This is a genomic window from Agrobacterium sp. (assembly GCF_032092815.1).
Lineage (GTDB): Bacteria > Pseudomonadota > Alphaproteobacteria > Rhizobiales > Rhizobiaceae > Agrobacterium.
Genome location: NZ_DAMDBP010000026.1, coordinates 20,131 through 44,769 on the forward strand (window position 1 = coordinate 20,131; position 24,639 = coordinate 44,769).

Sequence of the window (24,639 nt, forward strand, 5' to 3'; positions counted from 1 at the left end):
GACGTGATTTTGGCTCATTCTGCAGAGCACCGTACATTCGGCAAAAAGCAAAAGCAGCACATGCTGATCCTGGCCAGTGGTGACCAGATCAGGCACATGACCATCCGGCCATGGATGACCGGAGTTGCGCTTTGTTTTGTTGGTCTTCTCGGCACAGCCTATCTGGCCGCCACAGCCTACCTGATCTTTCGCGACGACCTGATTGGCGCAACCATGGCGCATCAGGCCCGCATGCAGCATGACTACGAAGACCGCATTTCCGCCCTGCGCGCCCAGATCGACCGCGTCACATCACGCCAGTTGCTGGATCAGCAAGTGGTTGAACAGAAAGTGGAAAAGCTGCTTGAGCAGCAGGCCGCCCTCACCTCACGCAATGGCCGTCTTGGTGGTCTCCTCGAACGGGCGGAAGAATCCGGTCTCGGCACGAACGAAGCGTCGGAAGCCTCGGGTGATGTTGACCCGAAAAAACAGGCGGGCCTGTCGGGCGGCGTCAACGCCATTGAAAATCTGCTCGGCGGCAAAAACAAGGGTGCGGCAGCACCTGTGGTCGCCGCCCTTGGTTATGCGCCAGTTGGCGAAAGCTCCTCGGAACGTGCTGACCGGGTTTTCTCCAAGGTGACCCTGTCGCTAAAGTCAATCGAGCAGGATCAGCTCGACCGAATCACCCAGCTGACCCGCGGCGCTGACCGCAAGACCGAGGAAATGGCAGCGATCATGTCGCGCACCGGCGTGAAAATTGATGACCAGCAGCCATCCGGCATTGGTGGCCCCTTTGTTGAGCCGCAAGGCACCAATGGCAGCATCTTCGAATCCTCGATGAACGACCTCGACATCGCGCTCAACCGGCTTGAAACCATGCGCGCAACAGCGGGTGAATTGCCCTTCGGCAACCCGGCTCCCGGCCGTAATATCACCAGCCGCTTCGGCAACCGCATGGACCCGTTTCTCGGTCGTCCTGCCCTGCATGCCGGCATTGATTTCCAGGCAGAAACCGGCGCCAATGTGCGCACCACCGGTGCCGGCACTGTTGTCACCGCCGCCAACATCGGCGGTTACGGCAACTTGGTGGAAATCGATCACGGACAGGGCATCACCACCCGTTACGGCCACATGTCCGCCATTCTGGTCAAAGCCGGTGATACGGTGGAAGCTGGCGACATCATTGGCCGCGCCGGCAGCACCGGCCGCTCCACCGGCCCCCACGTGCATTATGAAGTGCGCCGTAATGACAGCCCGGTTGATCCCATGCGGTTCCTCAATGCAGGCATCAAACTGCAGACCTATCTGAACTAGGTTTTCAAAGCAGGCATCAGGCAGATTGCGCCCACTGAGCAACCGTTGTGACGCGCGGGCTGGATTATCAATATAAACGGCCGCGAAGCCTGAAATTCGGCCCCACAGGTTTGTTTTTCTGCAAAACAGTTGCGAAGCGTTAACATATGTGACCTTCCGCCCGCTCAATTGTGGCGAATTCCTTGACTTTCAGCCAATTTCGGCCTATGCCGCGCCCCATCGCCGCTAATGATCCGGCGGTGTGACGCAGCGTTCTGCCCAATTCGAATGGAAACAATTTTCCTTTGACAACATTTTCTGATCTTGGCTTAAGCCAGAAAGTCCTCTCCGCCGTTACGGATGCCGGTTATACAATACCGACGCCCATTCAGGCTGGTGCAATTCCTCCAGCGCTGGAGCGCCGCGACATCTGTGGCATCGCCCAGACAGGAACAGGCAAGACAGCATCTTTCGTTCTGCCCATGTTGACGCTTCTGGAAAAGGGCCGCGCCCGCGCAAGAATGCCGCGCACGCTCATTCTGGAGCCAACACGCGAGCTGGCCGCGCAGGTTGCCGAGAACTTCGAAAAATACGGCAAGAATCACAAGCTCAACATTGCGCTTCTGATCGGCGGCGTGTCGTTTGAAGAGCAGGACCGCAAGCTGGAGCGCGGCGCAGATGTGCTCATCTGCACCCCCGGCCGCCTGCTCGACCATTGCGAGCGTGGCAAGCTGCTGATGACCGGCGTTGAAATTCTGGTTATCGACGAAGCCGACCGCATGCTGGACATGGGCTTCATTCCCGATATCGAACGCATCGCCAAGATGATCCCGTTCACCCGCCAGACGCTGTTTTTCTCGGCCACCATGCCGGCCGAAATCCAGAAGCTGGCAGACCGCTTCCTGCAGAACCCGGTTCGCGTTGAAGTGGCCAAGCCTTCCTCCACCGCCAAGACAGTGACGCAGCGCATCGTTGCATCCAACGTCAAGGATTACGAAAAGCGCGCCGTGCTGCGTGATCTGATCAAGGGCGAAGAAGAAGAGCTGAAAAACGCGATCATCTTCTGCAACCGCAAAAAGGACGTCGCAGACCTGTTCCGTTCGCTGGACCGCCACGGTTTTTCCGTTGGTGCGCTGCACGGCGACATGGACCAGCGTTCGCGCATGACCATGCTGTCCAACTTCAAGGACGGCAATCTCAAGCTGCTCGTCGCATCTGATGTTGCTGCACGCGGCCTCGACATTCCCGATGTCAGCCACGTCTTCAACTTCGATCTGCCGGTCCACTCGGAAGACTATGTTCACCGCATCGGCAGAACCGGCCGTGCAGGCCGTTCCGGCAAGGCGTTCAGCCTTGTGACAGCCAAGGACACCAAGTTCCTCGATGCCATCGAAAAGATGATCGGTGAAAAGATCGAATGGCTGAACGGTGATCTCACCGCACTGCCTGAACCGATGGAAAGCTACGACAACGACCGCCAGAAGCGCGGTCGTGGTGGCAAGGATCGTGATCGAGCCAAGGGCCGCGACAAGAACCGCCGCTCGAATGAAGCAACAACTGAACAGCCGGCAGCCGCCGCACCAGCAACAGAACAACCCGCGGGAGAGACAAGGGTGAAATCCGAGCAGAAGACTGACAGGGCACCCCGTCACTATGACCGTCAGAACAATGGCGACCACGCCAACAATGACAACCGCGACCGTCGCCGCCACTATCGTGACAATGATGATGGCCCGACACCTGTTGGCTTCGGCGACGATATCCCTGCCTTCATGCTGATTGTTGCCAACGCCAAGGCATGACCGGCGAAAGCTTCTCTGACGACAGCACCGCTGGCCAGGATATGAATGGCCAAACCAGTTACGGATTGCCGGGCATAAATTTTCCCGGCGTCGGTTGCGGGCTCGTCATCAGACGTGACGGCAAGGTATTGCTGTGCCGTCGCATGAAGGCGCCGGAAGCCGGCCACTGGAGCATTCCCGGTGGCAAGGTCGACCATCTGGAACCGGCGCCAGAGGCTGCAAAACGCGAAGCCTATGAAGAAACAGGACTTGCCATTGGCGAGGTCTCTTTCCTCTGCGTGACCGAACAAATCATTCCCGACGAAAAACAGCACTGGGTTGCGTTTATCTACGTGACCGATGATGCACACGGCGACGCCGTACTGACCGAACCGGACAAGCTGTCCGAAATCGGCTGGTTTGACCTCGACAAGTTGCCACAGCCCATGTCTGTCTTTGCTGCTCAGGCCTTTGCGCATTTGCGTTGAGGTTTATGCCTTGCAGGCATTTGCACATCTGTGCTGACGTTGATCGCCTGGCAGGATCATTTGCCGCGACAGGCACCTCAACCACGCTCTTCCCTGTGCTTATCACAGGGATCCAGCAGACGCGCGTCTCCGCGTCAAAGACATCTTTCCAGCCCCAAGACTGGGGCTGACTGGATTTCTGTGACAAGCACAGAAATGAGGTTTGAGAGTGCTGCAACGCCACAACAACATCTCCAACGTCATCCTCGCCCTTGTGGCGAGGATCTAACCACGCCAGCCAGAACTGCTGCATTTGACGAGATGTGGTTAGATACATGGGACAGGCCCAAGTATGACGGCGAGTATGGGTGAGGCAGAACGACACCCCTCACCTGAAAAATCTATGACTTAGCAAGCTAAGACCATGATTTTTCTTCCTCTCCCACAAGGGTAGAGGTAAGGCGCAAGTTGCGCTCTTCCACTTCAACAGCAGTGCGCGAGGTGTGTTGCAATTTGTGCTGACTTGCGGAAAGGACGCGGCATCCAGCCATCTCTCCCCTTGTGGGAGAGAAAGCGATTTCAACATCTTGGGACGAACGTGCCAAGTGTTAGAAATCGCAAGTGAGGGGTCAATTTCGGCGAGATTTCGTCGGAGAACGGAGGCCAACTCCAACGGCCCTCATTCCCGCACTTGCTGTGGGGGCCAGCCTTCCCAAGTCCTTGGGATGAAAAAACGCCTGCCGCGCACACACGCGTCGACTTGGATGCCTGTGACAAGCATAAGGGTAGAGGTTATGGGCGCCAAGTGGCCCTAGGAAGATCCTGTGTTTCAGAATAGACAGCCGGGCTTCGCAGCGTCTGGTTATAACCAGTCGCACTGAAATCAATTTCTCCCGAATTGAGCTCGATATGATAATCCCACACAGTTAACTGCCCATTGGGCGTTGGTCTAGCGTTGCTGCGAGTGATGGCCACAATGCAGGTATAAGCATCGTTAGTACCGCCGTCGTTCATCCAGTTCAAAGATGCTTTCAAGCCGGATACATTCTCAAATCTCAGAGTGCAGGGAGCAACGTCCCAACCGACGAACCGATTTCCATCCTTGTGCCATTTGAAAATATAATCGATGTCGAAGGAGACCGAGAAAGTACCCTCCCGTGGCATATCCATGGAATACATCGTCGCGTCGTGCCACCCCATGTCATCAAAGTCGGCATCGGTCCATATCTCTCGATACTCGTTCATTGTGCCCTCACCCTCACAATTCTAGGCAATATATTGGCGGACTTACCACATTCGCACACGCAACCACACTCAAAGCGTGCGCAATACTAAGAACATCTCAACCCGACACCACCTCACACAAACAAAAACGCCGCCCGGCATCTCTGTCGGGCGGCGTTTGAATGTCATTTCTATCTGCGAAAATCAGACCAGACGGCTACGCTCCAGTGCTGCTTCAACGAAGCTGGCAAACAACGGATGTGGATCGAGCGGACGGCTCTTCAGTTCCGGATGGTACTGAACACCGATGAACCACGGATGATCAGGATATTCGACCGTTTCCGGCAGAACGCCGTCCGGCGACATGCCCGAGAATACCAGACCGCACTTTTCAAGGCGTTCCTTGTAGTCCACGTTCACTTCGTAACGGTGGCGGTGACGCTCAGAAATATCCGTCGAGCCGTAGATATCGGCAATCTTGGTGTCCTTCTTGAGCGCGGCCTTGTAAGCACCAAGGCGCATCGTGCCACCAAGGTCACCCTTGGACGAACGCTTCTCAAGTTCATTGCCCTTGACCCATTCAGTCATCAGGCCAACGACAGGCTCCTTGGTCGGACCGAATTCGGTGGACGACGCATTTTCAATGCCAGCCAGATGACGTGCAGCTTCCACAACCGCCATCTGCATACCAAAGCAGATGCCGAAATATGGAACATTACGCTCACGCGCAAACTGTGCCGCCTTGATCTTGCCTTCCGAACCACGCTCGCCAAAGCCGCCTGGAACCAGGATCGCATTGACCTTTTCAAGGTACGGCGCCGGATCTTCCTTTTCGAAGACTTCGGATTCGATCCATTCCAGCTTGACCTTGACCCGGTTGGCGATGCCACCGTGATGCAGGGCTTCGATCAGGGACTTATAGGCATCCTTGAGGCCGGTATATTTGCCGACGATGGCAATCGTAACTTCGCCTTCCGGCGTCTTGATACGGTTGCAAACCTCTTCCCACTGCTCAAGGCGTGGCTTCGGTGCAGGCTCGATGCCAAAGGCAGCCAGAACTTCGTTGTCCAGACCTTCCTTGTGGTAGGCCATTGGTACGTCATAGATGTTTGCCACATCCAGCGCCTGGATAACGGCAGATTCACGCACGTTGCAGAACAGCGAAAGCTTGCGACGTTCTGCTTCTGGAATCTCGCGGTCAGCGCGCACCAGTAGAATGTCAGGGTGAATACCGAGCGCCTGCAGTTCCTTCACGGAGTGCTGGGTTGGCTTGGTCTTCAATTCGCCTGCAGCCGGAATATACGGCATCAGTGTCAGGTGAACGTAAATGGCAGTGCCACGTGGCAAGTCGTTACCAAGCTGACGAATGGCTTCCATGAACGGCATGGCTTCGATGTCGCCCACCGTGCCGCCGATTTCGCAGATGACGAAGTCATAATCGTCATTGCCTTCGACCACGAAATCCTTGATTTCATTGGTAACGTGCGGGATGACCTGCACTGTCGCGCCGAGGTAGTCACCACGACGTTCCTTATCGATGATGTTCTTGTAAATGCGACCCGTGGTGATGTTATCGGTCTTGGTGGCCGAACGTCCGGTAAAACGTTCATAGTGACCAAGATCAAGGTCGGTCTCCGCGCCGTCATCCGTCACAAACACTTCACCGTGCTGTGTCGGGCTCATGGTGCCGGGGTCGACATTGAGATAGGGGTCGAGTTTACGAAGCCGCACCCGATATCCACGGGATTGCAGCAATGCTCCGAGTGCTGCGGCTGCAATGCCCTTGCCAAGGGAAGAGACCACGCCGCCTGTGATGAATACATATCGCGCCATGGGATTCACCGGATACCTTCATTTTTTTGATTCCGCCAGCCCAAAATTTTCTATCCCCCGAAATCACACATGGAAAACGGGGCAACCGGCCGGAATATGGACAAAAGAAAACCGGCAGGTTTTAGCCTGCCGGACTGTTGTAAGCTGACCGGGATTACTGTCCGGTCGGAACTGCTGTCGGATCGGCAGGAGCCGCAGGCGCTGGTGTTGATGGCGCCGGTGCTGCTGCACCTTCCGAAGTGTTAGGAACACCATTCTCTGCTGGTGCAGGCGTGGTTGCCGCCGGTCCAAGCGTGTCGAGAATGCCGTTGCCCTGGCCCTGCGTCGCAGGAATACGGTCAAGAATGTCCGTTGGGCGCGACTCATAACGGGTCAGAAGGCCAAGGCCGAGAGACGTGATGAAGAACAGCGCCGCCAGAATACCCGTTGTACGGGTCAGTGCGTTGGCCGTGCCGCGGGCCGACATGAAGCCGGAACCGCCACCGATACCAAGGCCACCGCCTTCGGAACGCTGAATGAGCACCACGCCAACAAGCGCCAGCACGATCATGAGATGGATGACAATCAAAACGGTCTGCATGGTAATCCAGTCTTGCCTTTTACGGGCACAGTCAAAAACATGTTTGGCGGCTCTTTACATGAGGTGGGCGCGTATTCCAAGCCCCAACCCACAGTTAATACAGCCATCAGGCAGTCAATTGCTCATAAGCGGCATAGATGGAGAGGAAGTCGTCGGCTTTCAAGCTCGCGCCGCCAATCAATGCACCATCCACATTTTCAACGCCCATCAGCTGCAAGGCGTTGGATGGCTTGACCGAGCCGCCATAAAGAATGCGGATGCGTTTTCCTTCATCGCCAAAACGGTTGACCAGCTCCTTGCGCATGAAGGCATGGGCCTGCGCAACGTCATCCACAGTTGGTGTCAGGCCCGTGCCAATCGCCCAAACGGGCTCATAGGCAATCACCGTATTGGCAGCGGTTGCCTCATCCGGAACGGAACCGGACAGCTGGCGCTTCAAGATATCCAGCGTCTGACCGGCCTTGCGCTCATCGGCGGTTTCACCAATGCAGACAATGGCAACCAGCTCGGCTGCGTAAGCGGCCTGCGCCTTGGCGCGTACCAGATGGTCTGTTTCAGCATGGTCGATACGGCGCTCGGAATGGCCGACAATCACGTGGGTACCAAAGCAATCGGCAATCATTTCAGCCGGTATGGGCACCGGATTCCTTTTCATGGCAGTCCTGCGCGCCAATCAGCAGCGGGCTGTCATCACAAAGAGCTGTCGCAACGTAAAGTAACGTAGAGGGAGGGCAAATCAGCGTTTCCACTTTTTCGGAAAGCGGACCTTTCACGCCCTGCGCCATCGCCTTGATCTGATCCAGCGAAGAGCGAGTTCCATTCATTTTCCAGTTTCCCGCAACCAGCGGGCGAACATCAGGGGTCATGAGATTTCCATTCCTGCTCTTGTACGCCCTCGAGCAAAAATTGAGGGCAACCAAACGTCACATACGAACCAATTCAGGGGTATAAAGCGCATGAAATCCAGTGCCGCCTCCACCTCACCACTCCCATTAGCTGTATCGGGAAACAATTGGTACAGAAAATAAGAAATTTGGTTCAAAACATTGGTTAAGATTGGGCTTGTCGCCCCAAAATCATGCCCGAAACGGTCCTGACAGTTATTATTCAGTCAAAATCCAGTTTAAAATTGCGCGCCAGTCACTCATGCGCACCGGCGTTCCATGCGAACCTGTCTGATAGAGCGTAAAACGAACCGGCTGGCCTGCCTTCAGCAACTGCCGGTAAATCGTCAACTGGTCCGCTGGCTTGTAAACACTATCATTGCTGCCATGGGTAAACCAGATCGGCAGTTTGGCCTTGGCCGCAGCGCTTGTCGCCAGATCAGGGTCCGGCGCGCCACCCAGAAGCGCCATGCCTTTCAGGTTGGCAACCGCCTGTGCATCACGGCTGATGCCATAACAAATGAAACTGCCCATCGAGGCGCAGGAAAGAATGACCGGACGACCGCCAGATTGCTGGCGCGCATGGGAAATCAGCGCAGCCACATCGGCCACACCCTGCCCATCAAAACTTTTGACACTTGGCGCGTAATAGGTGCCGCCATTGTCCAGCGCCAGGTTCTTCAGCCGGTTGAAGTTGCCGCCAAAGCTGTAATCATTCATGCCAAGCCTGCGGTCACCGCCACGACCGTGAATGAAGATCACGGTAAAGGACTGGCCGGATGCCTGCCCCGTGCGCCCAACCTCGAAAGAGCGGCCCTCCGCCTGCACCGTTTCCAGCGCCTGCGCCTTTCTGGCAATGGGCGTTACATAGCTGCGCTTGACCCGCCGTTCGGGAATTTCATCACGCGCATTGATGTCTCGCAATTCCTGGTAATCAACCGTCTCGAAGCGGCCGCCATCGGCGGTTTCCAGCACCCGTTGGTTGGAAAACAGGGTATCCTTGTAGGGTTTCAGCGGGCCATCAGAGGCTTGCACCGGGGCAACAGAAGCCCCAAATGTAACGGCAAGAAACGCTAAAACACCGAAATGAACTGTGGACATGCAGCGAAAACCATTTTCATTGACCGCCACTCCCTTGCCATTGACGGTAAGGCAGCGCAATCCTCATCCGGAAAAACCCTGATAAATTGCGCGGAATCGCGCTCGATTGGCATTTGTGGCAAAATCGCGCTGATTCGGATGGCCATAAGATGGCGCACGACAACGATTAGGCAACATGGATAACGGTAACGATCTCTTCTCAAGCATGCCGATAACTGAACCATCAGATACCGGCACGGCGACCAATGAAACGCCTGCACCTGCTGCTAACACCAACAGCAAGCCGCAAGCGGCATCTGTTGCGCCGCCGGCAAGCTCGTCTGGCGATGACTATGGCGCGTCCTCGATCCGTGTTCTGGAAGGGCTTGAGCCGGTTCGCATGCGTCCCGGCATGTATATTGGTGGTACCGACGAAAAGGCGCTGCATCACCTGTTTGCCGAAGTCATCGATAACTCGATGGACGAAGCGGTGGCTGGCCATGCGAACTTCATCGAAGTGCATCTGGATACGCAGGGCAACCTGACCGTCAGCGATAACGGCCGTGGTATCCCGGTCGAAAACCACCCACAGGTGCCGGGCAAGTCGACGCTTGAAGTCATCATGACCAAGTTGCACGCCGGTGGTAAATTCGACGGCAAGGCCTATGAAACATCGGGCGGTCTGCACGGTGTGGGCGTTTCCGTTGTCAATGCGCTCTCCGACCTGCTTGAGGTCGAGGTTGCGCGTAACCGCAAACTTTATCGCCAGCGTTTTTCCCGGGGCGTGCCACAGGGCCCGCTGGAAGAGCTGGGCGATGTGCACAACCGTCGTGGCACACGCGTCAAGTTCCACCCGGACCCGCAGATTTTTGGTGACCACGCCAAGTTCGACCCTGCCCGCATTTTCCGCATGGCGCGCTCGAAGGCATATCTGTTCGGTGGCGTGGAAATTCGCTGGAGCTGCGATCCCGGCGTTGTGCAGGCTGGCGGTGAAATCCCGGAAAAGGCTGTTTTCCACTTCCCCGGCGGTTTGAAGGATTATCTGTCTGCAACGCTTGGCAAGGATTTCACCGTCACCCGCGAAATCTTCGCTGGCAAGACCGAGAAGACCGGCGGCCACGGCGCCATGGAATGGGCGGTCACCTGGTATGGTGGCGATACGCAGATCCATTCCTATTGTAACACCATTCCGACCCCGGAAGGCGGCACGCACGAAGCCGGTCTGCGTATTGCGTTGACCAAGGGCCTGAAAGCCTATGCCGAACTGACACAGAACAAGCGCGCCGCGCAGATCACCACCGATGACGTGATGATCTCTGCCGTCGGCATGTTGTCGGTGTTCATTCGCGAGCCGGAATTTGTCGGTCAGACCAAGGACAAGCTGGCCACGGTTGAAGCGCAGCGTATCGTTGAAAACGCCCTGCGTGACCCGTTCGACCATTACCTTGCCGGCAACCCGAATGAAGCGGCCAAGCTGCTCGACTGGGTGATCGAGCGTGCGGAAGAGCGCCTGCGCCGCCGCAAGGAAAAAGAAGTCAACCGCAAGACGGCCGTGCGCAAGCTTCGCCTGCCGGGCAAGCTGGCCGACTGCTCGCAAAACACCGCCGAAGGCGCTGAACTGTTTATCGTGGAAGGTGATTCGGCTGGCGGTTCCGCCAAGCAGGCCCGTAACCGCGCCAATCAGGCCATTTTGCCGCTGCGTGGTAAAATCCTCAACGTCGGTAGTGCCAGCCGTGAAAAGCTGTCTGCCAACCAGCAGATCGCCGATCTCATTCAGGCGCTCGGCTGCGGCACGCGCACCAAATATCGCGATGAAGACCTGCGTTACGAACGTATCGTTATCATGACCGATGCTGACGTCGACGGCGCGCATATCGCATCGCTGTTGATTACCTTCTTCTATCAGGAAATGCCGGAGCTGATCCGCGGCAACCACCTTTATCTGGCGGTGCCGCCGCTTTACAAGATCACCCAGGGTTCCAAATCGGTCTATGCGCGCGATGACGCGCACCGTGCCGAACTGATGGAAACCGAGTTCAAGGGCCGCAGCAAGGTGGAAATCAGCCGCTTTAAAGGTCTGGGTGAAATGCTACCGGCGCAGCTGAAGGAAACCACCATGGATCCGACCAAGCGCACCTTGTTGCGGGTCGAAATCGATGACGTGGACTTTGAAGGCACCAAGGAAGCCGTCGATAACCTGATGGGCACCAAGGCGGACGCTCGCTTCCGCTTCATTCAGGACCGCGCCGCTTTCGCCGAAAACCTGGACATATAAATTTAGTGCCCCGAAGCGGCGACGCTTCGGGGTTTCAGCCACTGCGGCCATCGGCTAAAAGCCTCATTGCGTTGATCAAGAAACGCGAACGCTAGCTTTAAGCCTCCCTCTTTCCTGTGCTTATCACAGGAATCCAGGTCAGCCCAAGTCTTTGGGCTGAAAAGACTCTCTTGTCGCGCGGACGCGCTCCGCTGGATGCCTGTGACATCCCTCGGGTCAGGCCCGAGCACGAGGCATGAGGCATGAGGCATGAGGCAACTTGTGGGGACTGTTGCAACCAATCAACGCTCCTCACCGTCTCACGCAAAATCCTTTTTCAGCACATCACGCAACGTATCAATCAGCGTGGTTCCCAGATCATCGATTTCATCAACCCGGGCCGATGTCCGGTAATATTGCGAGGCGTCGTAACCTATGCCGACACCGACGAGTTCAACGGCACCTTGCATCTCGGTCTGGGCGATCACCTGCCTGAGATGACGGCTAAGGTAGTTTGTATCATTGGCTGAGAGTGTCGCGTCATCGCAGGGCACACCGTCCGACAGCACAACGACAATACGGCGCTCAGCCTGGATATCCATCTGCCTTGATATCGCCCATTCAATCGCCTCGCCGTCGATGTTTTCTTTCAACAGGCCAAGGCGAAGCATCGGCTCCAGCAGGTAGGCCCTGCCCTCACGATAGGCCAGCTCTGACGATTTGTAGATGATATGAAGCGTTTCAGCCAAGCGGCCCGGCGCCGCGCGCTTACCCTGTTGCTCCCACAATCGTCTGCACTTTCCGCCCCGCCAGCCAACCGTGGTAAAACCGAGCACCTCAAGTTTGACATTCATCGCGCCCAGAAATTCCATGGCGATCTGACACGCAGCAGCGGCCAGCAGCATGTTGCGACCGGTCATCGATCTGGAGTGATCAACAAGAATTGTGACGACGGTATTTTCCAGAGCTTCCGTTGTTTTGACGTTTCGCAGCTCATTTGACGCCTCCAGACTGGCGATACGCGCTTTCGTCTTCCAGCCCAGCAATGCGTCCTTAAACGTGTCGAAGGCTTGCCTGAGATCAGTTTTTTCCTCGCCAGACATAGGGCCAATCACTGAACTTAGTTCGCCAGCATGGGTAATAACGTCAAACTCACGGGTAAACACCCGGTACGCCTTGGGATCGACGGGTGGCTCAACGGCATCATTGCGCGGTTTGGAAGATCGGCTCAATCGCTTCAAAAGCTGCAACATGCACGACTCATGGTTGAGAAAACAGGGTTGCGCGTTTTTGGCAGTGATCGGGCCATGAGGCAAGAGAACACTCCATGAGCCAAAGCCGGGCTGCAATGAGGCGCAACCGTTGCGCTTTTCTTCGAGCCTAAAAAAAGAAAAACCGGCATGTTCCATCAGGACCACGCCGGCTTCATCATTTCCAAATCGCGTTGTTCAGGCAGCTCTCACGAGCCGGCCAGGCCAAACTGTGCCGCATGCAAACGGCTGTAAGGGCCCTTTGCGTCGATCAGCTGTTCGTGGTTGCCGGTTTCGGCAATGCCGGTTTCATCCACCACAACGATGCGCGAGGCATCACGGATGGTGGCCAGGCGGTGGGCTATGACCAGTGTCGTACGGCCCTTGGAAAGCTCGCCCAGCGACTGCTGGATGGCGCGTTCGGTTTCCGTATCCAGTGCCGATGTTGCCTCGTCCAGAATGAGAATGGACGGATTTTTCAGGAACATGCGGGCAATGGCCAGACGCTGCTTCTGACCGCCGGACAGTTTCACACCGCGTTCGCCAATCACCGTATCGAGGCCGTTTGGCATGGCGGCAATAACCGTGTCCAGCTTGGCGCGTTGCGCAGCACTGATGATATCCGCTTCCGTCGCACCAAGGCGGCCATATGCAATGTTTTCCCGCACCGTGCCACCAAACAGGAACACATCCTGCTGCACGATGCCGATCTGGCTGCGCAGCGACGACAGTTTCATCTTTCTGATGTCGATACCATCGATGGAAATCGAACCTGACGTTACATCATAAAAACGCGGCAGCAGCGAGCAAAGCGTTGTTTTACCGGCACCGGACGGACCGACAAAGGCAACGGTTTCGCCCGCCTTGATATCAAGGTTGATGCCACGAAGAATGTCGCGCTTGTCGCTGTAGCTGAAACCGACATCCCGGTAGGAGATGTTGCCACGCAGCGCCGGCGCATCAATCGCGTCAGGTGCATCTTCAATGTCAGGTGCAGTTTCCATCAGCTCCAGGAAGCGACGGAAACCGGCAATGCCCTTCGGATAGGTTTCGATCACCGAATTGATCTTTTCAACCGGACGGAAGAACACGCCACCCAAAAGCAGGAAGCCGACAAAACCGCCATTGGTCAGATCGCCGCGCAGCACAAACCACGCACCGGCAATCATCACGATCATCTGCGTCAGACGCATGCTCATGTAGCTCAGCGAGGTGCTGGCCGCCATGATGCGATAAGCGTTGAGCTTGGTGGCGCGGTAGTTCTGGTTGTCGGTTTCAAACAGCTTGCGCTCATGGTCTTCGTTGGCAAAGGCCTGAACGACACGCATGCCGCCAACATTTTCCTCGATGCGGGCGTTGAAATCACCCACCCGGCCATAAAGCGCGCGGAAGTTCTGTGTCATGCGCCCGCCGTAACGGCTGGTGACCCAGGCGGTGACAGGAACCACGGCGGCGGTAATCAGTGCCAGCTGCACATTGACCGACATCATCAGCAGCAAGGCGCCAATGAAGGTCATGATGGCAATGAACAGATCTTCCGGCCCGTGGTGGGCCACTTCGCCGATTTCTTCCAGATCCTTGGTGAGGCGACCAACAAGGTGGCCGGTCTTCTGATTGTCAAAGAAGCGGAAGGACAGTTTCTGCAGGTGGTCAAAGGCCAGACGGCGCATATCGGTTTCGATATTGATGCCCAGCATATGTCCCCAATAGGTGACGATTGCCATCAGACCGGTGTTGATCACGTAAACCGCAAGCAGTCCGATCGAGGCAAGCAGGATGATCGGCCAGTCACCTTGCGGCAGAAGAATATCCACGAAGGCTTTGACCGCCATGGGGAAACCGAGTTCCAGCACGCCAGACAGCACAGCGCAGGAAAAGTCGATTATGAACAAACCCCGGTAAGGGCGATAATAGGAAAAGAACCGCTTCAGCATCTCATCTACTTCCGGTAGTCCGCCACGGTCAGACCGCAGCATGCGAAAAGTGATCGCTAATTGTCATATTTATATATTTCAGCCAAGGGCGTTGCGTTATTTTTACCAAAATCGTTCATTACATTGATCGAGGGTAATAAAAACGATGGAATGAGCCTTTAAGGTTTGCACAGGACAATGCTGCCGTGTGACAGTGGGGGGAAACATTTCGAAATGCGAAAGAGACATTCGTTGTGAGCAGCGTAGACAACCATAGACCGCAGGGTGAGCAGAAATGGCTTGGCCCTGTGACGCCATCCCGTATGGCGCTGATACCGTCCATTTCCGCTGCGCGCTGGCTGCTGATTTTCATTGTCGCTGCAGGTATCTATTTCTTCCATGGCTTTTTAGTGCCTGTATTGGCCGCCCTGGTCATCGGTTTTGCAAGCTGGCCGCTATACCGCAAGCTGTTGAACAATGTTGGCGGCAACACCACCATCGGCGCTACCATCGCCATTCTGCTGATTATTGCCTTCCTTATCGTCCCCATCGTCATCGCCGCCTCCTACACGGCAAGCGAAATTCGCGAATGGTTTGGCTGGGCAGTTGAAACCAACCGCTTTGGGGCGCCTGTTCCGGAATGGATTTCCGGCCTGCCGGGAGTTGGCGCATGGATGACGGAACAGTGGACCAAATATATCGGCACCCCCGGTGCCATCGGTGAAGTCATCCAGCTGGTCAGCGGTGCCAATATCGGCAACATCTACCGCGCGGTACTGGCAGCCGGTAACGGCGCCTTCCATCTGGTGCTGACGCTGCTGTTCATGCTGATTGCCCTGTTCTTCGTTTACAGAAACGGCGCCTCCTTCTCCAAGCAGGTTGATCTCCTGGGTGAACGTATCCTTCCAACCCGCTGGGAGCGCATTTCCCGGGTTGTGCCCGCCACCATCAGCTCGACCGTCACCGGCATGACGCTGATTGCGATTGGAGAAGGCATCATTCTCGGCATCGCCTACTGGATTGCCGGTGTGCCCTCGCCTGTTACCCTTGGTGTGCTGACCGGTGTCATGGCGCTCATTCCCGGTGGTGCGCCGCTGTCGTTCACGCTGGTGTCAATCTATCTGGTGGCCAGCGGTTCGGTTGCCGCCGGCGTTGGCCTCTTTATCTGGGGTTCGGTGGAACTGTTCATCGTTGACAAGACCATCCGGCCGCGTCTTGTTGGCGGCCCGATCAAGCTGCCCTTCCTGCCAACCTTCTTCGGTCTGGTCGGCGGCGTCAAAACCATGGGTTTCCTTGGCCTGTTCATCGGCCCGGTGCTGATGGCGCTTCTGGTCGCCATCTGGCGCGAATGGGTGCGTGAGGTGGAAATGTCGGTTCCGGCCGAAACGGTGGACATCGCCGCAAAGTCATCGGATGGAAAATCCCCCGATGACACGAACACACCACCGCTTCGAAAAGCAGCATCGTGAGGCCATCAAAACAAAAGCCCGCTGATCAGCGGGCTTTTTTTACGTCTGGTGCTTAGAGCTTTTTCTGCATGAACATGCTCAGCGGGTCGAGCTTGTAGGGCGGAAATGGCTCGATCTCTTCAAATCCGGCCTTGCGATAAAGCCCGATTGCCTCCGGTTGGCTGATGCCGGTTTCAAGGCGGATGGCAACAAGACCGAGATCTCGTCCCAGCGCTTCCAGCGCATCCATCAACTGCTGGCCGATTTTCAACCCGCGTGCGTTTGGATCGACAAACATGCGTTTGATCTCGGCAAAACCGCCATCCTGCGAAACCAGTGCACAGCAGCCAACGATCTGGCCATCCTTGCGGGCCACAAGAAAGGAAACCTCCGGCTTCATCAGCTTGGAGACATCCAGCAGGTGGTTGCTTTCCGCCGGGTAAAGCGAAGCCATATAGGCATCGGACATTTCAAGAAGCTTGATGATGTCGGGTTGGTCAGGCCGTTCCAGTTCAATCGCAATCGTCATAAAATCATGCCATGGCTGTTTCACAAAGTTGATCTGCCCTATTCTAACTGCAATTCGAGTGCAATTCCCAAACCTGCAATTTCATCATTTGAGGCAGCCAGAGATATGAAAACAGCCTTTGTACTCATGACAATTCTTGGCTGCGATGACAGTGCTGTCGATTGCCAACATGTGGCGACCCTGCAGCAGCAATGGACCAGCATCGAACTGTGCGACGCGGCATCGGAAAAGGAACTGGGCAACTTTGCCAATGCGCCCTACCCGGTGGTTGTTGCCGTGTGCCAGACACCGGAGGCCCAAACAGCAGATGCCCAGACCGCTGAACCACAAACGCCGGAAGCACCATCTGCCCAGCAGCCAACAATCCTTGCACAAGCACCGATTGCAGAAGCTGAGGAACAGTCCCTGACTGCGCAGGCCATTACCCGCGTCAAACGCATTCTGCCCTCGACCGAAGGCGTCAAAAATCTGTTTGTAAAACCGGTGCGAATTGTCGAGGACAGCTATTCCTGGATGGCAAAACGCTTCACCAAATAAATGATCCGCCTGATGATGGCATCAGGCAGCGTCGATCATCATGCCGCTGGCATAAGAACGCGCTCTCTGGCGCTGTTCGTTCATCTGCAGCTTTTCCAGCATGTCGAGAAGCTCATGGACCACGGCATGCAGGCCGTGACGGGCACGGAACTTGGCAACCAGCGTGCCACAAATATCTTCCAGCGCCACGCCGGAGATTGATTGCGCCGCATCGCGCCACAACAAAGTGGCCTCCACGAAAACAGCGCAGATATCCTTGGACAGACCGGCAGAATGAAACAGCACCTGCACGGCAGGCACACGGCCGGTGGCGAGAATGGAGCGCACGCGGCTTTCGCCGAGCTGTGACAGGTTGGACATGGCTTCGCTGAAGAAGCTCAACCGGCCAGCACACAGCGCATAAATCAGCAGTGCCGGGTTGAGCTCACCACTTTTGCGCAGATGGTCAACAAAGGCCGGCATGTCGGCCTGCGGCACGGATGCCAGAATTTCCACCGTCGCCGTATCACCGGCATCACGAATGACATAATCGATGCGCGAGCGGTCAACAAAGGCATTGACCAGATTGGAACAGGCCAGCGCACTGCCGACATGGTTGAGCAGCGCATGGCGCGCATCAGCCGGCAGATCATCACGCTCCAGCAGCAGATTGCGAATTTCGGCATGTTCGCCAAAACGCTCGACAATGCGGCGCAGCGAGATGCGCGAAATATCGATCAGCTGATTTTCCAGCAGAATGAACAATTCGCCGAGATCGGCAACTTCCGCCAGCGCAGCGCAAACACCTCTGGTCAGATAAGGCCGCGCAGCAATGAAGGAGCGGGTGGTCACGTCGCCGCGCCCGACCAGGTCAACCAGATCCATGTCGCGCAGCACAGGTGAGCGCATGATGACGGTACCGGCAATCTCAGGCTGATCTTCTGCCAGCGCCACCACAATGGCACGCGGTGCAACGGGAGAATCGCAAATGGCTTCAGCAAGGGAAAGACGCACACGTGGTGACGGATCATCCAGCAGATAGGTCAAGGCCATATAGGCTGCCTCATGCTGCTCCTTGTTCATGCCTTCAACCAGATAAGCACGCCCAAGCGCATTGGCAGCACTTGCTCTATCTGCAACTTTTGCCGTCTCAGACCAGCGAAGGAAAGCCTTAACGATCACAGCAGCCTCTTGGATACGATCACCACATTGACACCACTGAGACAAAGTCGGGCACATGCCGTACCTGATCCACCGTGGCTTATGGGACCACCCTAGGGTCAAATGGTTTACGTTTGGTTCACCATGCTTGTTAACACCATCAAAACCATAAGAATCTGCTGATAAAAAGCGACGATGCCGGCAACGCTTTCCAGCATCACCGGCATCGGCACATTCAAATTTCCACACAAGAAATCAATGATGATTCAATGCGTTATATGTCCATCACGGCCTATTAAGCTCGAAAACATCCGAACCACCATCGCAATAATCCATATAGCCCATGCGACCGATCGGCCGGGCCAGCCCCATGTCGATGCGGCCATCACGGATGATCGAATCGTCAATGTGAATGGCAACCACCTGACCGAAAACCATCCAGCTATCGGCAGCCGTACCATCAAGCCCAACCGGTTGCAGGATCTGCGTCACACGGCATTCTAGAGCCGCATGGGCTTCAGCGACAAACGGCGCCTCCACCACACGACCCATTTCAGCGGTCAGGCCGGAAAGCGCAAACTCATCCACGCCGTAATCCACGGCGCGTGATGAGATATTGGCTTTTTCGACCAGATCACGGCTGACGAGGCTTGCCGTGAAGATGCCGGTTTCCTCGGCATTGCGCAGGCTGTGTTTGCGCCCGCTGGAGGAAAACATCACGATCTTGGGATGATCCGAAACAATATTGAAAAACGAATAGGGCGAGAGGTTGCGTGAACCATCCAGCCCCTTCGTACCGATCCAGCCAATCGGCCGTGGTGCGACAATTGCCTTGAACGGATCATGTTTCAGGCCGTGGGCATTCAATGCTGTTTCGTAGAACATGCTGATTATTCCACCCAGGTAACGACGCTGGCAACCTCGGGACGCGGACGTTCCACCGGCGGGAAAGTGGTGGAACCGATGTGAATGAAACCGGCCACCTTTTCATTGTCCTGAATGCCAAGCGGCGCCCAGGCCTTGGTGTCGAATGCCATCCATTCGGTCAGCCAATTGGCGGCATAACCATGGGCATTGGCTGCCATGATCAGGTTGAGGCACACGGCACCTGCCGACATGACCTGTTCCCATTCCGGAATTTTCACATGTGGACCAGCCGTGCTGATCACCGCCACAACAACAGGCGCACGGGTAAAGCGTGTCAGTTCCACCTGCTTCTGCTCATCGCTCAAGCCTGGCTTGTCGGCCAGTGCCAGTTCCAGCATCTCGCGACCCAGACGCTCGCGCTGCTCACCGCGGTAAACGATGAAACGCCATGGAGCCAGCTTGCCATGGTCGGGAACACGAACCGCAAGACGCAGAATTTCCTCGATCTCTGTTTTTTCAGGTCCGGGCTCTGACAGCTGGAAAGCTGGAATAGAACGACGAACATTGAGATAATCGAGAAGCTTGATGTCACTTTTCATGATAACGGTCTTCCATTGCTGTGGCATGTAAGGGTATGGGTCTTGAAATAGCCATGACCTTCGGTTTCAAGTGGTCCCCGGAAATACAGAAGTCAATCGGTAACAATCATGAAAGCCATCAAATTTGCGGCAAGTCTGGCAATCGCTTTGAGCGCTTTTGTCATTCCGTCTCATGCCGTTTTCGCGGATGATGCATTCCAGAACTTCAAGCAGCTTGGCGGCACCGCCAAAATGCCAAAGCTCAATGCCTTTACACCGCCATCGGTCAATGAGCCGGCACAAACCGCATCTGATGTCATTCTCGAGGCCAAGCTGACCGGTGATGGCGAGGCCATGCAGCAGGGTCTGGCCTGGCGCGTATTCAGCCCCATTCCCGGTGAAGATGGCAAGCTGCCCATGCTGGCCAGTTCCGAAGGCGGCACGGCCACCTTCCACCTGTTGCCTGGCGACTATTTCATCAATGTTACCTTTGGCCGTGCTGGCGTCACCAAAAAGCTTGTCGTGCCGATGTCCGGCAAGGTCGACAAGCAGGTTCTCATTCTCGATGCCGGCGGCTTCGTGCTGAATGCAACCGCCGGAACAGACCGCAAGATCCCCGGCAACCAACTCAAATTTTCCGTCTATTCATCCGATGTCAGCGACGATGGCGAGCGCAAGCTGGTGATGAACGACGTCAAACCAAACACCATCATTCGGCTGAACGCCGGCACCTATCACGTGGTCTCCGAATATGGCGGCATCAATGCCGTTGTGCGCGCCGATATCCAGGTGGAAGCAGGCAAACTGACCGAAGCCACCTTGCAGCACCACGCCGCACAGGCCACGCTGAAACTGGTGTCTGAAAAGGGCGGCGAAGCCATTGCCGATACGGCATGGTCGGTGCTGACCAGCGGTGGCGACATCGTCAGCGAAAGTGTCAGCGCCTTTTCGACCATGGTGCTGGCCGAAGGCGAATATACCGCCGTTGCCCGCAACAAGGACAAGATCTACCAGAGCAATTTCAAGGTTGAATCATCGCACGACACTGATGTGGAAGTGCTGATGAAGGAGCCTGAAAATCAGGATGACAACGGCAGCGGCGACTTCTGATCTTCAACGTAATTCTCATTGATATGAAAACGGCGCCTTTCGGCGCCGTTCATGTTTTATGCCTGCTTGGCGGCTCTCGCAGCGCGCTTGCGCTTGACGTCCGGCGGTGTTGCTTCATCAACCAGGCTGGAGATTGCCTCTTCCAGCGACATGGATGTCTGTGCCTGGCTGCCAAGTCGACGGATGTTGACCGAACGCTCTTCGGCTTCCTTGCGACCGCATACGATGATCACGGGAACTTTCGTAACGGAATGTTCGCGGACCTTGTAGTTGATCTTCTCGTTACGGAAGTCGGTTTCAACCGTCATGCCCGCATCGCGCAGCGCTTCGGCCACTTCACGACCGTAGTCGTCAGCTTCCGACGTGATGGTGGCCACCACGACCTGCAGCGGCGCAAACCACAGCGGCATGTGACCGGCGAAGTTTTCGATAAGAATGCCAAGGAAGCGTTCCATCGAACCGCAGATCGCGCGGTGGATCATCACCGGCTGGGTCTTTTCCGAGTTCTGGTCGATGTAGAAGGCACCAAAACGTTCCGGCAGGTTGAAGTCCACCTGTGTCGTGCCGCACTGCCATTCACGGCCAATTGCGTCCTTCAGGGTATATTCGAACTTCGGACCGTAAAACGCACCCTCGCCCGGCAGAATGCCAGTCTTGATGCGGCCTTCGGACTGTTCTTCGATGGTCTTCAACACATCCATCATCACGCTTTCGGCGCGATCCCACAGGACATCGGAACCAACGCGCTTTTCAGGGCGTGTCGACAGCTTCACGACCACTTCATCAAAGCCGAAGTCCTTGTAGACCGACAGGATGAGTTCGTTGATGCGCAGGCATTCCGCCGCCATCTGCTCTTCCGTGCAGAAGACATGCGCATCGTCCTGCGTAAAGCCGCGCACGCGCATCAGGCCGTGCAGAGCGCCAGAGGCCTCGTAACGGTGGACGGTACCGAATTCCGCCAGACGAACCGGCAGTTCGCGGTAGGATTTCAGGCCATGCTTGAAGATCTGCACGTGACCGGGGCAGTTCATCGGCTTCAGGGCGAAAACGCGGTTGTCCGCTTCCTTGTCTTCCGGATGCGTGAAGGCATAAGCCGACTTCACCGCAAACATGTTTTCCTGGTACCAGCCCCAGTGACCGGAGGTTTCCCACAAGGAAGCATCCAGCACCTGCGGTGCGTTGACTTCCTGGTAGGTGCCTTCAAGGTTACGGCGCATATAGCTGGTCAACGCCTGGAACATGCGCCAGCCCTTGCCATGCCAGAACACCACGCCTGGACCTTCTTCCTGAAAATGGAACAGGTCCATTTCGCGGCCAAGGCGACGGTGGTCGCGCTTTTCCGCTTCGGCAAGAATGTGCAGGTAGCTGTCCAGCTCTTCCTGTGTTGCCCAGGCCGTGCCGTAGATACGTGTCAGCATCGGGTTGTTGCTGTCACCGCGCCAGTAAGCACCGGCAACCTTCATCAGTTTGAAGGCCGTGCCGATCTGGCCGGTGGAGGCCATGTGCGGGCCACGGCAAAGGTCGAACCAGTCACCCTGATAATAGATCTTGAGATCCTGGTTTTCAGGGATCGCGTCGATCAGCTCAACCTTGTAGCTTTCGCCCTTGTCGGAAAAGACCTGCTTGGCCTTTTCGCGCGACCAGACCTGCTTGGTGAAGGCAGCATTGCGGGCAATGATTTCTTTCATCTTCGCTTCGATCTTCGGCAGATCTTCCGGCGTGAATGGCTCGTTCTTGGCAAAGTCGTAATAGAAGCCGTTTTCGATGACCGGGCCAATCGTCACCTGCGTGCCGGGCCACAGCTCCTGCACGGCTTCAGCCATCACGTGGGCTGCGTCGTGGCGAATAAGCTCCAGCGCACGCGGATCGGTGCGGGTCACAATCTCGATGCTGCCAGCAGTGACAACGTCAGACAGGTCGCGCAACTCACCATCAATGGCGATCGCTACGGCCTTCTTGACCAGGGATTTGGAAATGGATTCGGCAACATCACGGCCGGTCGTGCCTGCCGCAAACTCGCGAACCGATCCATCGGGAAATTTTAGGGAAATAGCTGCTGACATATATCAATGCTCCTTGATCCAGTCCCGCCAACGAATGCGGGTGGTTTTTTTCAGTGTGACAGGCACGTCCTCGCCTATCTGGCAGGCCTTTTAACGCCGTTCCGGCAAAGGGTAAAGATGCGATCAGTGACGGCGAGACCAATATCGCCAGGGCGCCCACCAGTGCTGGTTTGCGCCCAGCGTCTCGCGCACCGGGTCAAGGCCGCTGGTGCCGCCCGGCCCGCAACGCGCCACCCGAAACAGGGTCAACCAGCCACCGGCCCAGAAACCATGACGGGCAATCGCCTCATAACCATATTCAGAACAGGTCGGGATATGGCGACACGAATTGCCGATGAAACCTGAAAAGGTCAGTTGGTAGAGGCGAATGAATGCCATGCCGAACAAACGTCCCGGCGTCTTTCGAAACGGCCCCTGCCAGTTGCGGGAGGCATTTTTGCTTGGAGTTGTTTGCGGTTCGTGGTTGCATCCAGGCGCGCCGCACATGGTCAGCCCGCAACCGCTTCGGTTTCACGCGCTGATATCTGGTCCAGACAGTCAACCACTGCCTCAAAGGTCAGCATGGTGGACGCGTGGCGGGCCTTGTAATCCTTGACGGGTTTCAACACCCGCATGTCCTCAAAACGGCCGGATGGGCCCTCACCGCCATCGGTCAGCATCGCCAACATGTCGAGGCGTGCCTGACGGATTTCATCGACACTGGCACCAATCACATTGTGCGCCATGATGGAGGACGATGCCTGTCCCAATGCACAGGCCTTCACCTCATGCGAAAAGGCACTGACGTGACCATCTCTAACCTTCAGATACACTTTTACCTTCGAACCGCAGAGTTTCGAATGCTTTTGCGCGCTGGCATCCGCATCGGCCATGACACCGGAAAGTGGAATATTTCCGGCAAAGGCCAGTATCTTGTTGTTGTAAATATCGTCCATCGAATAACCTGTATCAGAAACGCCTCGGGCAGACTGGTTATCTTTTTCAAACACAGCGTAACCCTTGGCACGCCTTTCCTGCCCAATACCTGACATTATATGTTATTTTGCCCTGCGATCATCAAGACGCCGTGAAATTCCGGCGAATTGCGCGAAAAACAGGGTTAGCGCTTGCCAAAGCGGTACAAAACAACCAGATAGCAGCTTGTGCGTATGGAACCACTACGCTCGTTGCGTAGTTCAGGTGCGGCCTTTAACCGCATCGGGAGATAGAAGATGGATGCCATTGTGAAGAATTTTCCTGCTGCCGGTGCAACGTCTGACGTTGAAATCAAAAGGCCGACGCAGGCGGAAGCTGAAGAGGCAGTGAAGGTTCTGTTGCGTTGGGCCGGTGACAATCCGGACCGCGAAGGCCTTTTGGATACGCCACGCCGCGTTGCGAAAGCCTATGGCGAACTTTTCTCGGGTTATACACAGGAACCGGAAGAGGTTCTCGGTACGACCTTCGAGGAAGTCGGCGGTTATGACGACATCGTGCTGGTCCGCGACATTCCATTCTTCTCCCACTGTGAACACCACATGGTGCCAATCATCGGCAAGGCCCACATTGCCTACCTGCCGGATGGCCGCGTGCTTGGCCTGTCCAAGATTGCCCGCCTGGTGGAAATCTTCGGTCGTCGCCTGCAGACGCAGGAAAACATGACCGCGCAGATCACCAGCGCCATCGACGACATTCTCAAGCCACGCGGCGTTGCCGTGATGATTGATGCCGAGCATATGTGCATGTCGATGCGCGGTGTGCAGAAGCAGGGTTCCTCCACCCTGACCAGCAGCTTCACCGGCGAATTCAAGACAAACCCTGCCGAGCAGGTTCGTTTCATGACAATGGTGCGC

21 protein-coding genes and 1 pseudogene are annotated in these 24,639 nt (G+C 56.1%); 8 read left to right on the forward strand and 14 right to left on the reverse strand.

The window, feature by feature from the left end:
• Positions 1-9 precede the first annotated feature (9 nt).
• The 3 genes from RT613_RS15525 (at position 10) to RT613_RS15535 (ending at position 3,541) form a co-directional block, all read left to right on the forward strand.
• Positions 10-1,293: a M23 family metallopeptidase gene (locus RT613_RS15525; protein WP_313616731.1), complete on the forward strand. Its 1,284-nt coding sequence runs from the start codon at positions 10-12 to the stop codon at positions 1,291-1,293.
• 284 nt (positions 1,294-1,577) lie between these two features.
• Positions 1,578-3,074: a DEAD/DEAH box helicase gene (locus RT613_RS15530; RefSeq protein ID WP_313616733.1), complete on the forward strand. Its 1,497-nt coding sequence runs from the start codon at positions 1,578-1,580 to the stop codon at positions 3,072-3,074.
• Between the two features lie 41 nt (positions 3,075-3,115).
• Positions 3,116-3,541, forward strand: a complete 426-nt coding sequence (locus RT613_RS15535) for an NUDIX domain-containing protein (RefSeq protein ID WP_313616787.1) — start codon at positions 3,116-3,118, stop codon at positions 3,539-3,541.
• A 771-nt stretch (positions 3,542-4,312) separates the two neighbouring features.
• Here the strand turns inward: RT613_RS15535 and RT613_RS15540 are convergent.
• The 5 genes and pseudogenes from RT613_RS15540 to RT613_RS15560 all read right to left on the reverse strand — a co-directional run bounded on the left by RT613_RS15540 (position 4,313) and on the right by RT613_RS15560 (position 9,142).
• Positions 4,313-4,765 (reverse strand): hypothetical protein, encoded by a 453-nt coding sequence (locus RT613_RS15540; protein WP_313616735.1) that lies wholly within the window; start codon positions 4,763-4,765, stop codon positions 4,313-4,315.
• Positions 4,766-4,948: 183 nt separating this feature from the next.
• On the reverse strand, positions 4,949-6,586 hold the full coding sequence (locus tag RT613_RS15545; RefSeq protein ID WP_313616737.1) for a CTP synthase: 1,638 nt from the start codon (positions 6,584-6,586) through the stop codon (positions 4,949-4,951).
• A gap of 145 nt (positions 6,587-6,731) precedes the next feature.
• Positions 6,732-7,157 carry a preprotein translocase subunit SecG gene (gene secG / locus RT613_RS15550; RefSeq protein WP_313616739.1) on the reverse strand — a complete coding sequence of 142 codons (426 nt, stop codon included), beginning with the start codon at positions 7,155-7,157 and terminating at the stop codon, positions 6,732-6,734.
• Between the two features lie 106 nt (positions 7,158-7,263).
• A pseudogene (tpiA, locus tag RT613_RS15555) lies at positions 7,264-8,023 on the reverse strand (triose-phosphate isomerase).
• A gap of 237 nt (positions 8,024-8,260) precedes the next feature.
• A complete protein-coding gene (locus RT613_RS15560) occupies positions 8,261-9,142 on the reverse strand; it encodes an alpha/beta hydrolase (protein WP_313616741.1) in 882 nt (293 codons plus the stop codon).
• 175 nt (positions 9,143-9,317) lie between these two features.
• On the opposite strand from RT613_RS15560, the gene parE reads away from it, so the two are divergent.
• On the forward strand, positions 9,318-11,396 hold the full coding sequence (gene parE, locus RT613_RS15565; RefSeq protein WP_313616743.1) for a DNA topoisomerase IV subunit B: 2,079 nt from the start codon (positions 9,318-9,320) through the stop codon (positions 11,394-11,396).
• A gap of 299 nt (positions 11,397-11,695) precedes the next feature.
• Here the strand turns inward: parE and RT613_RS15570 are convergent, their stop codons facing one another.
• Together RT613_RS15570 and RT613_RS15575 are read right to left on the reverse strand one after the other, a co-directional pair.
• Complete coding sequence (locus RT613_RS15570; protein WP_313616744.1) at positions 11,696-12,628, reverse strand: cobaltochelatase CobT-related protein; 933 nt, start codon at positions 12,626-12,628, stop codon at positions 11,696-11,698.
• A gap of 206 nt (positions 12,629-12,834) precedes the next feature.
• Positions 12,835-14,559 (reverse strand): ABC transporter ATP-binding protein, encoded by a 1,725-nt coding sequence (locus tag RT613_RS15575; RefSeq protein WP_313616789.1) that lies wholly within the window; start codon positions 14,557-14,559, stop codon positions 12,835-12,837.
• 302 nt (positions 14,560-14,861) lie between these two features.
• Here RT613_RS15575 and RT613_RS15580 point away from each other — a divergent pair, with 302 nt between their 5' ends.
• On the forward strand, positions 14,862-16,007 hold the full coding sequence (locus RT613_RS15580) for an AI-2E family transporter (protein ID WP_409558834.1): 1,146 nt from the start codon (positions 14,862-14,864) through the stop codon (positions 16,005-16,007).
• Positions 16,008-16,059: 52 nt separating this feature from the next.
• Here RT613_RS15580 and RT613_RS15585 read toward each other — a convergent pair whose 3' ends face one another.
• Positions 16,060-16,515, reverse strand: a complete 456-nt coding sequence (locus tag RT613_RS15585; RefSeq protein ID WP_313616748.1) for a GNAT family N-acetyltransferase — start codon at positions 16,513-16,515, stop codon at positions 16,060-16,062.
• 105 nt (positions 16,516-16,620) lie between these two features.
• Between RT613_RS15585 and RT613_RS15590 the strand changes: the two genes are divergently transcribed.
• Complete coding sequence (locus RT613_RS15590) at positions 16,621-17,052, forward strand: hypothetical protein (protein WP_313616750.1); 432 nt, start codon at positions 16,621-16,623, stop codon at positions 17,050-17,052.
• Positions 17,053-17,073: 21 nt separating this feature from the next.
• Here the strand turns inward: RT613_RS15590 and RT613_RS15595 are convergent, their stop codons facing one another.
• From RT613_RS15595 to RT613_RS15605, 3 genes are all read right to left on the reverse strand, one after another.
• On the reverse strand, positions 17,074-18,270 hold the full coding sequence (locus tag RT613_RS15595; RefSeq protein WP_313616752.1) for a DUF2336 domain-containing protein: 1,197 nt from the start codon (positions 18,268-18,270) through the stop codon (positions 17,074-17,076).
• Between the two features lie 207 nt (positions 18,271-18,477).
• Positions 18,478-19,077, reverse strand: coding sequence for a flavin reductase family protein (locus tag RT613_RS15600; RefSeq protein ID WP_313616754.1), 600 nt, complete (start codon positions 19,075-19,077; stop codon positions 18,478-18,480).
• Positions 19,078-19,082: 5 nt separating this feature from the next.
• Entirely contained in the window at positions 19,083-19,658 is a 576-nt protein-coding gene (locus RT613_RS15605; protein ID WP_313616756.1) for a nitroreductase, read from the reverse strand.
• A 108-nt stretch (positions 19,659-19,766) separates the two neighbouring features.
• On the opposite strand from RT613_RS15605, the gene RT613_RS15610 reads away from it, so the two are divergent.
• Complete coding sequence (locus tag RT613_RS15610; RefSeq protein WP_313616758.1) at positions 19,767-20,747, forward strand: hypothetical protein; 981 nt, start codon at positions 19,767-19,769, stop codon at positions 20,745-20,747.
• A gap of 56 nt (positions 20,748-20,803) precedes the next feature.
• Here RT613_RS15610 and thrS read toward each other — a convergent pair whose 3' ends face one another.
• The 3 genes from thrS to RT613_RS15625 form a co-directional block, all read right to left on the reverse strand.
• A complete protein-coding gene (gene thrS, locus RT613_RS15615) occupies positions 20,804-22,810 on the reverse strand; it encodes a threonine--tRNA ligase (protein ID WP_313616760.1) in 2,007 nt (668 codons plus the stop codon).
• Positions 22,811-22,933: 123 nt separating this feature from the next.
• A complete protein-coding gene (gene yidD, locus RT613_RS15620; RefSeq protein WP_313616762.1) occupies positions 22,934-23,296 on the reverse strand; it encodes a membrane protein insertion efficiency factor YidD in 363 nt (120 codons plus the stop codon).
• A 2-nt stretch (positions 23,297-23,298) separates the two neighbouring features.
• Positions 23,299-23,745: an iron-sulfur cluster assembly scaffold protein gene (locus tag RT613_RS15625; protein ID WP_313616764.1), complete on the reverse strand. Its 447-nt coding sequence runs from the start codon at positions 23,743-23,745 to the stop codon at positions 23,299-23,301.
• 276 nt (positions 23,746-24,021) lie between these two features.
• Between RT613_RS15625 and folE the strand changes: the two genes are divergently transcribed.
• Positions 24,022-24,639 (forward strand): GTP cyclohydrolase I FolE (gene folE, locus RT613_RS15630; RefSeq protein ID WP_313616766.1); only part of this gene is annotated, 618 nt, incomplete at its 3' end.

What these genes read in the sequence shown, in the direction of transcription:
- parE (WP_313616743.1), top strand. Translation starts at nt 9,318, where the DNA reads ATGGATAACGGTAACGATCTCTTCTCAAGCATGCCGATAACTGAACCA.
- RT613_RS15605 (WP_313616756.1), bottom strand. Translation starts at nt 19,658, where the DNA reads ATGAAAAGTGACATCAAGCTTCTCGATTATCTCAATGTTCGTCGTTCT.
- RT613_RS15585 (WP_313616748.1), bottom strand. Translation starts at nt 16,515, where the DNA reads ATGACGATTGCGATTGAACTGGAACGGCCTGACCAACCCGACATCATC.
- RT613_RS15625 (WP_313616764.1), bottom strand. Translation starts at nt 23,745, where the DNA reads ATGGACGATATTTACAACAACAAGATACTGGCCTTTGCCGGAAATATT.
- RT613_RS15610 (WP_313616758.1), top strand. Translation starts at nt 19,767, where the DNA reads ATGAAAGCCATCAAATTTGCGGCAAGTCTGGCAATCGCTTTGAGCGCT.
- RT613_RS15580 (WP_409558834.1), top strand. Translation starts at nt 14,862, where the DNA reads ATGGCGCTGATACCGTCCATTTCCGCTGCGCGCTGGCTGCTGATTTTC.
- RT613_RS15575 (WP_313616789.1), bottom strand. Translation starts at nt 14,559, where the DNA reads ATGCTGAAGCGGTTCTTTTCCTATTATCGCCCTTACCGGGGTTTGTTC.
- RT613_RS15570 (WP_313616744.1), bottom strand. Translation starts at nt 12,628, where the DNA reads ATGTTGCAGCTTTTGAAGCGATTGAGCCGATCTTCCAAACCGCGCAAT.
- RT613_RS15600 (WP_313616754.1), bottom strand. Translation starts at nt 19,077, where the DNA reads ATGTTCTACGAAACAGCATTGAATGCCCACGGCCTGAAACATGATCCG.
- RT613_RS15590 (WP_313616750.1), top strand. Translation starts at nt 16,621, where the DNA reads ATGAAAACAGCCTTTGTACTCATGACAATTCTTGGCTGCGATGACAGT.
- RT613_RS15560 (WP_313616741.1), bottom strand. Translation starts at nt 9,142, where the DNA reads ATGTCCACAGTTCATTTCGGTGTTTTAGCGTTTCTTGCCGTTACATTT.
- RT613_RS15540 (WP_313616735.1), bottom strand. Translation starts at nt 4,765, where the DNA reads ATGAACGAGTATCGAGAGATATGGACCGATGCCGACTTTGATGACATG.
- secG (WP_313616739.1), bottom strand. Translation starts at nt 7,157, where the DNA reads ATGCAGACCGTTTTGATTGTCATCCATCTCATGATCGTGCTGGCGCTT.
- RT613_RS15595 (WP_313616752.1), bottom strand. Translation starts at nt 18,270, where the DNA reads ATGTGCCCGACTTTGTCTCAGTGGTGTCAATGTGGTGATCGTATCCAA.
- thrS (WP_313616760.1), bottom strand. Translation starts at nt 22,810, where the DNA reads ATGTCAGCAGCTATTTCCCTAAAATTTCCCGATGGATCGGTTCGCGAG.
- yidD (WP_313616762.1), bottom strand. Translation starts at nt 23,296, where the DNA reads ATGTGCGGCGCGCCTGGATGCAACCACGAACCGCAAACAACTCCAAGC.
- RT613_RS15535 (WP_313616787.1), top strand. Translation starts at nt 3,116, where the DNA reads ATGAATGGCCAAACCAGTTACGGATTGCCGGGCATAAATTTTCCCGGC.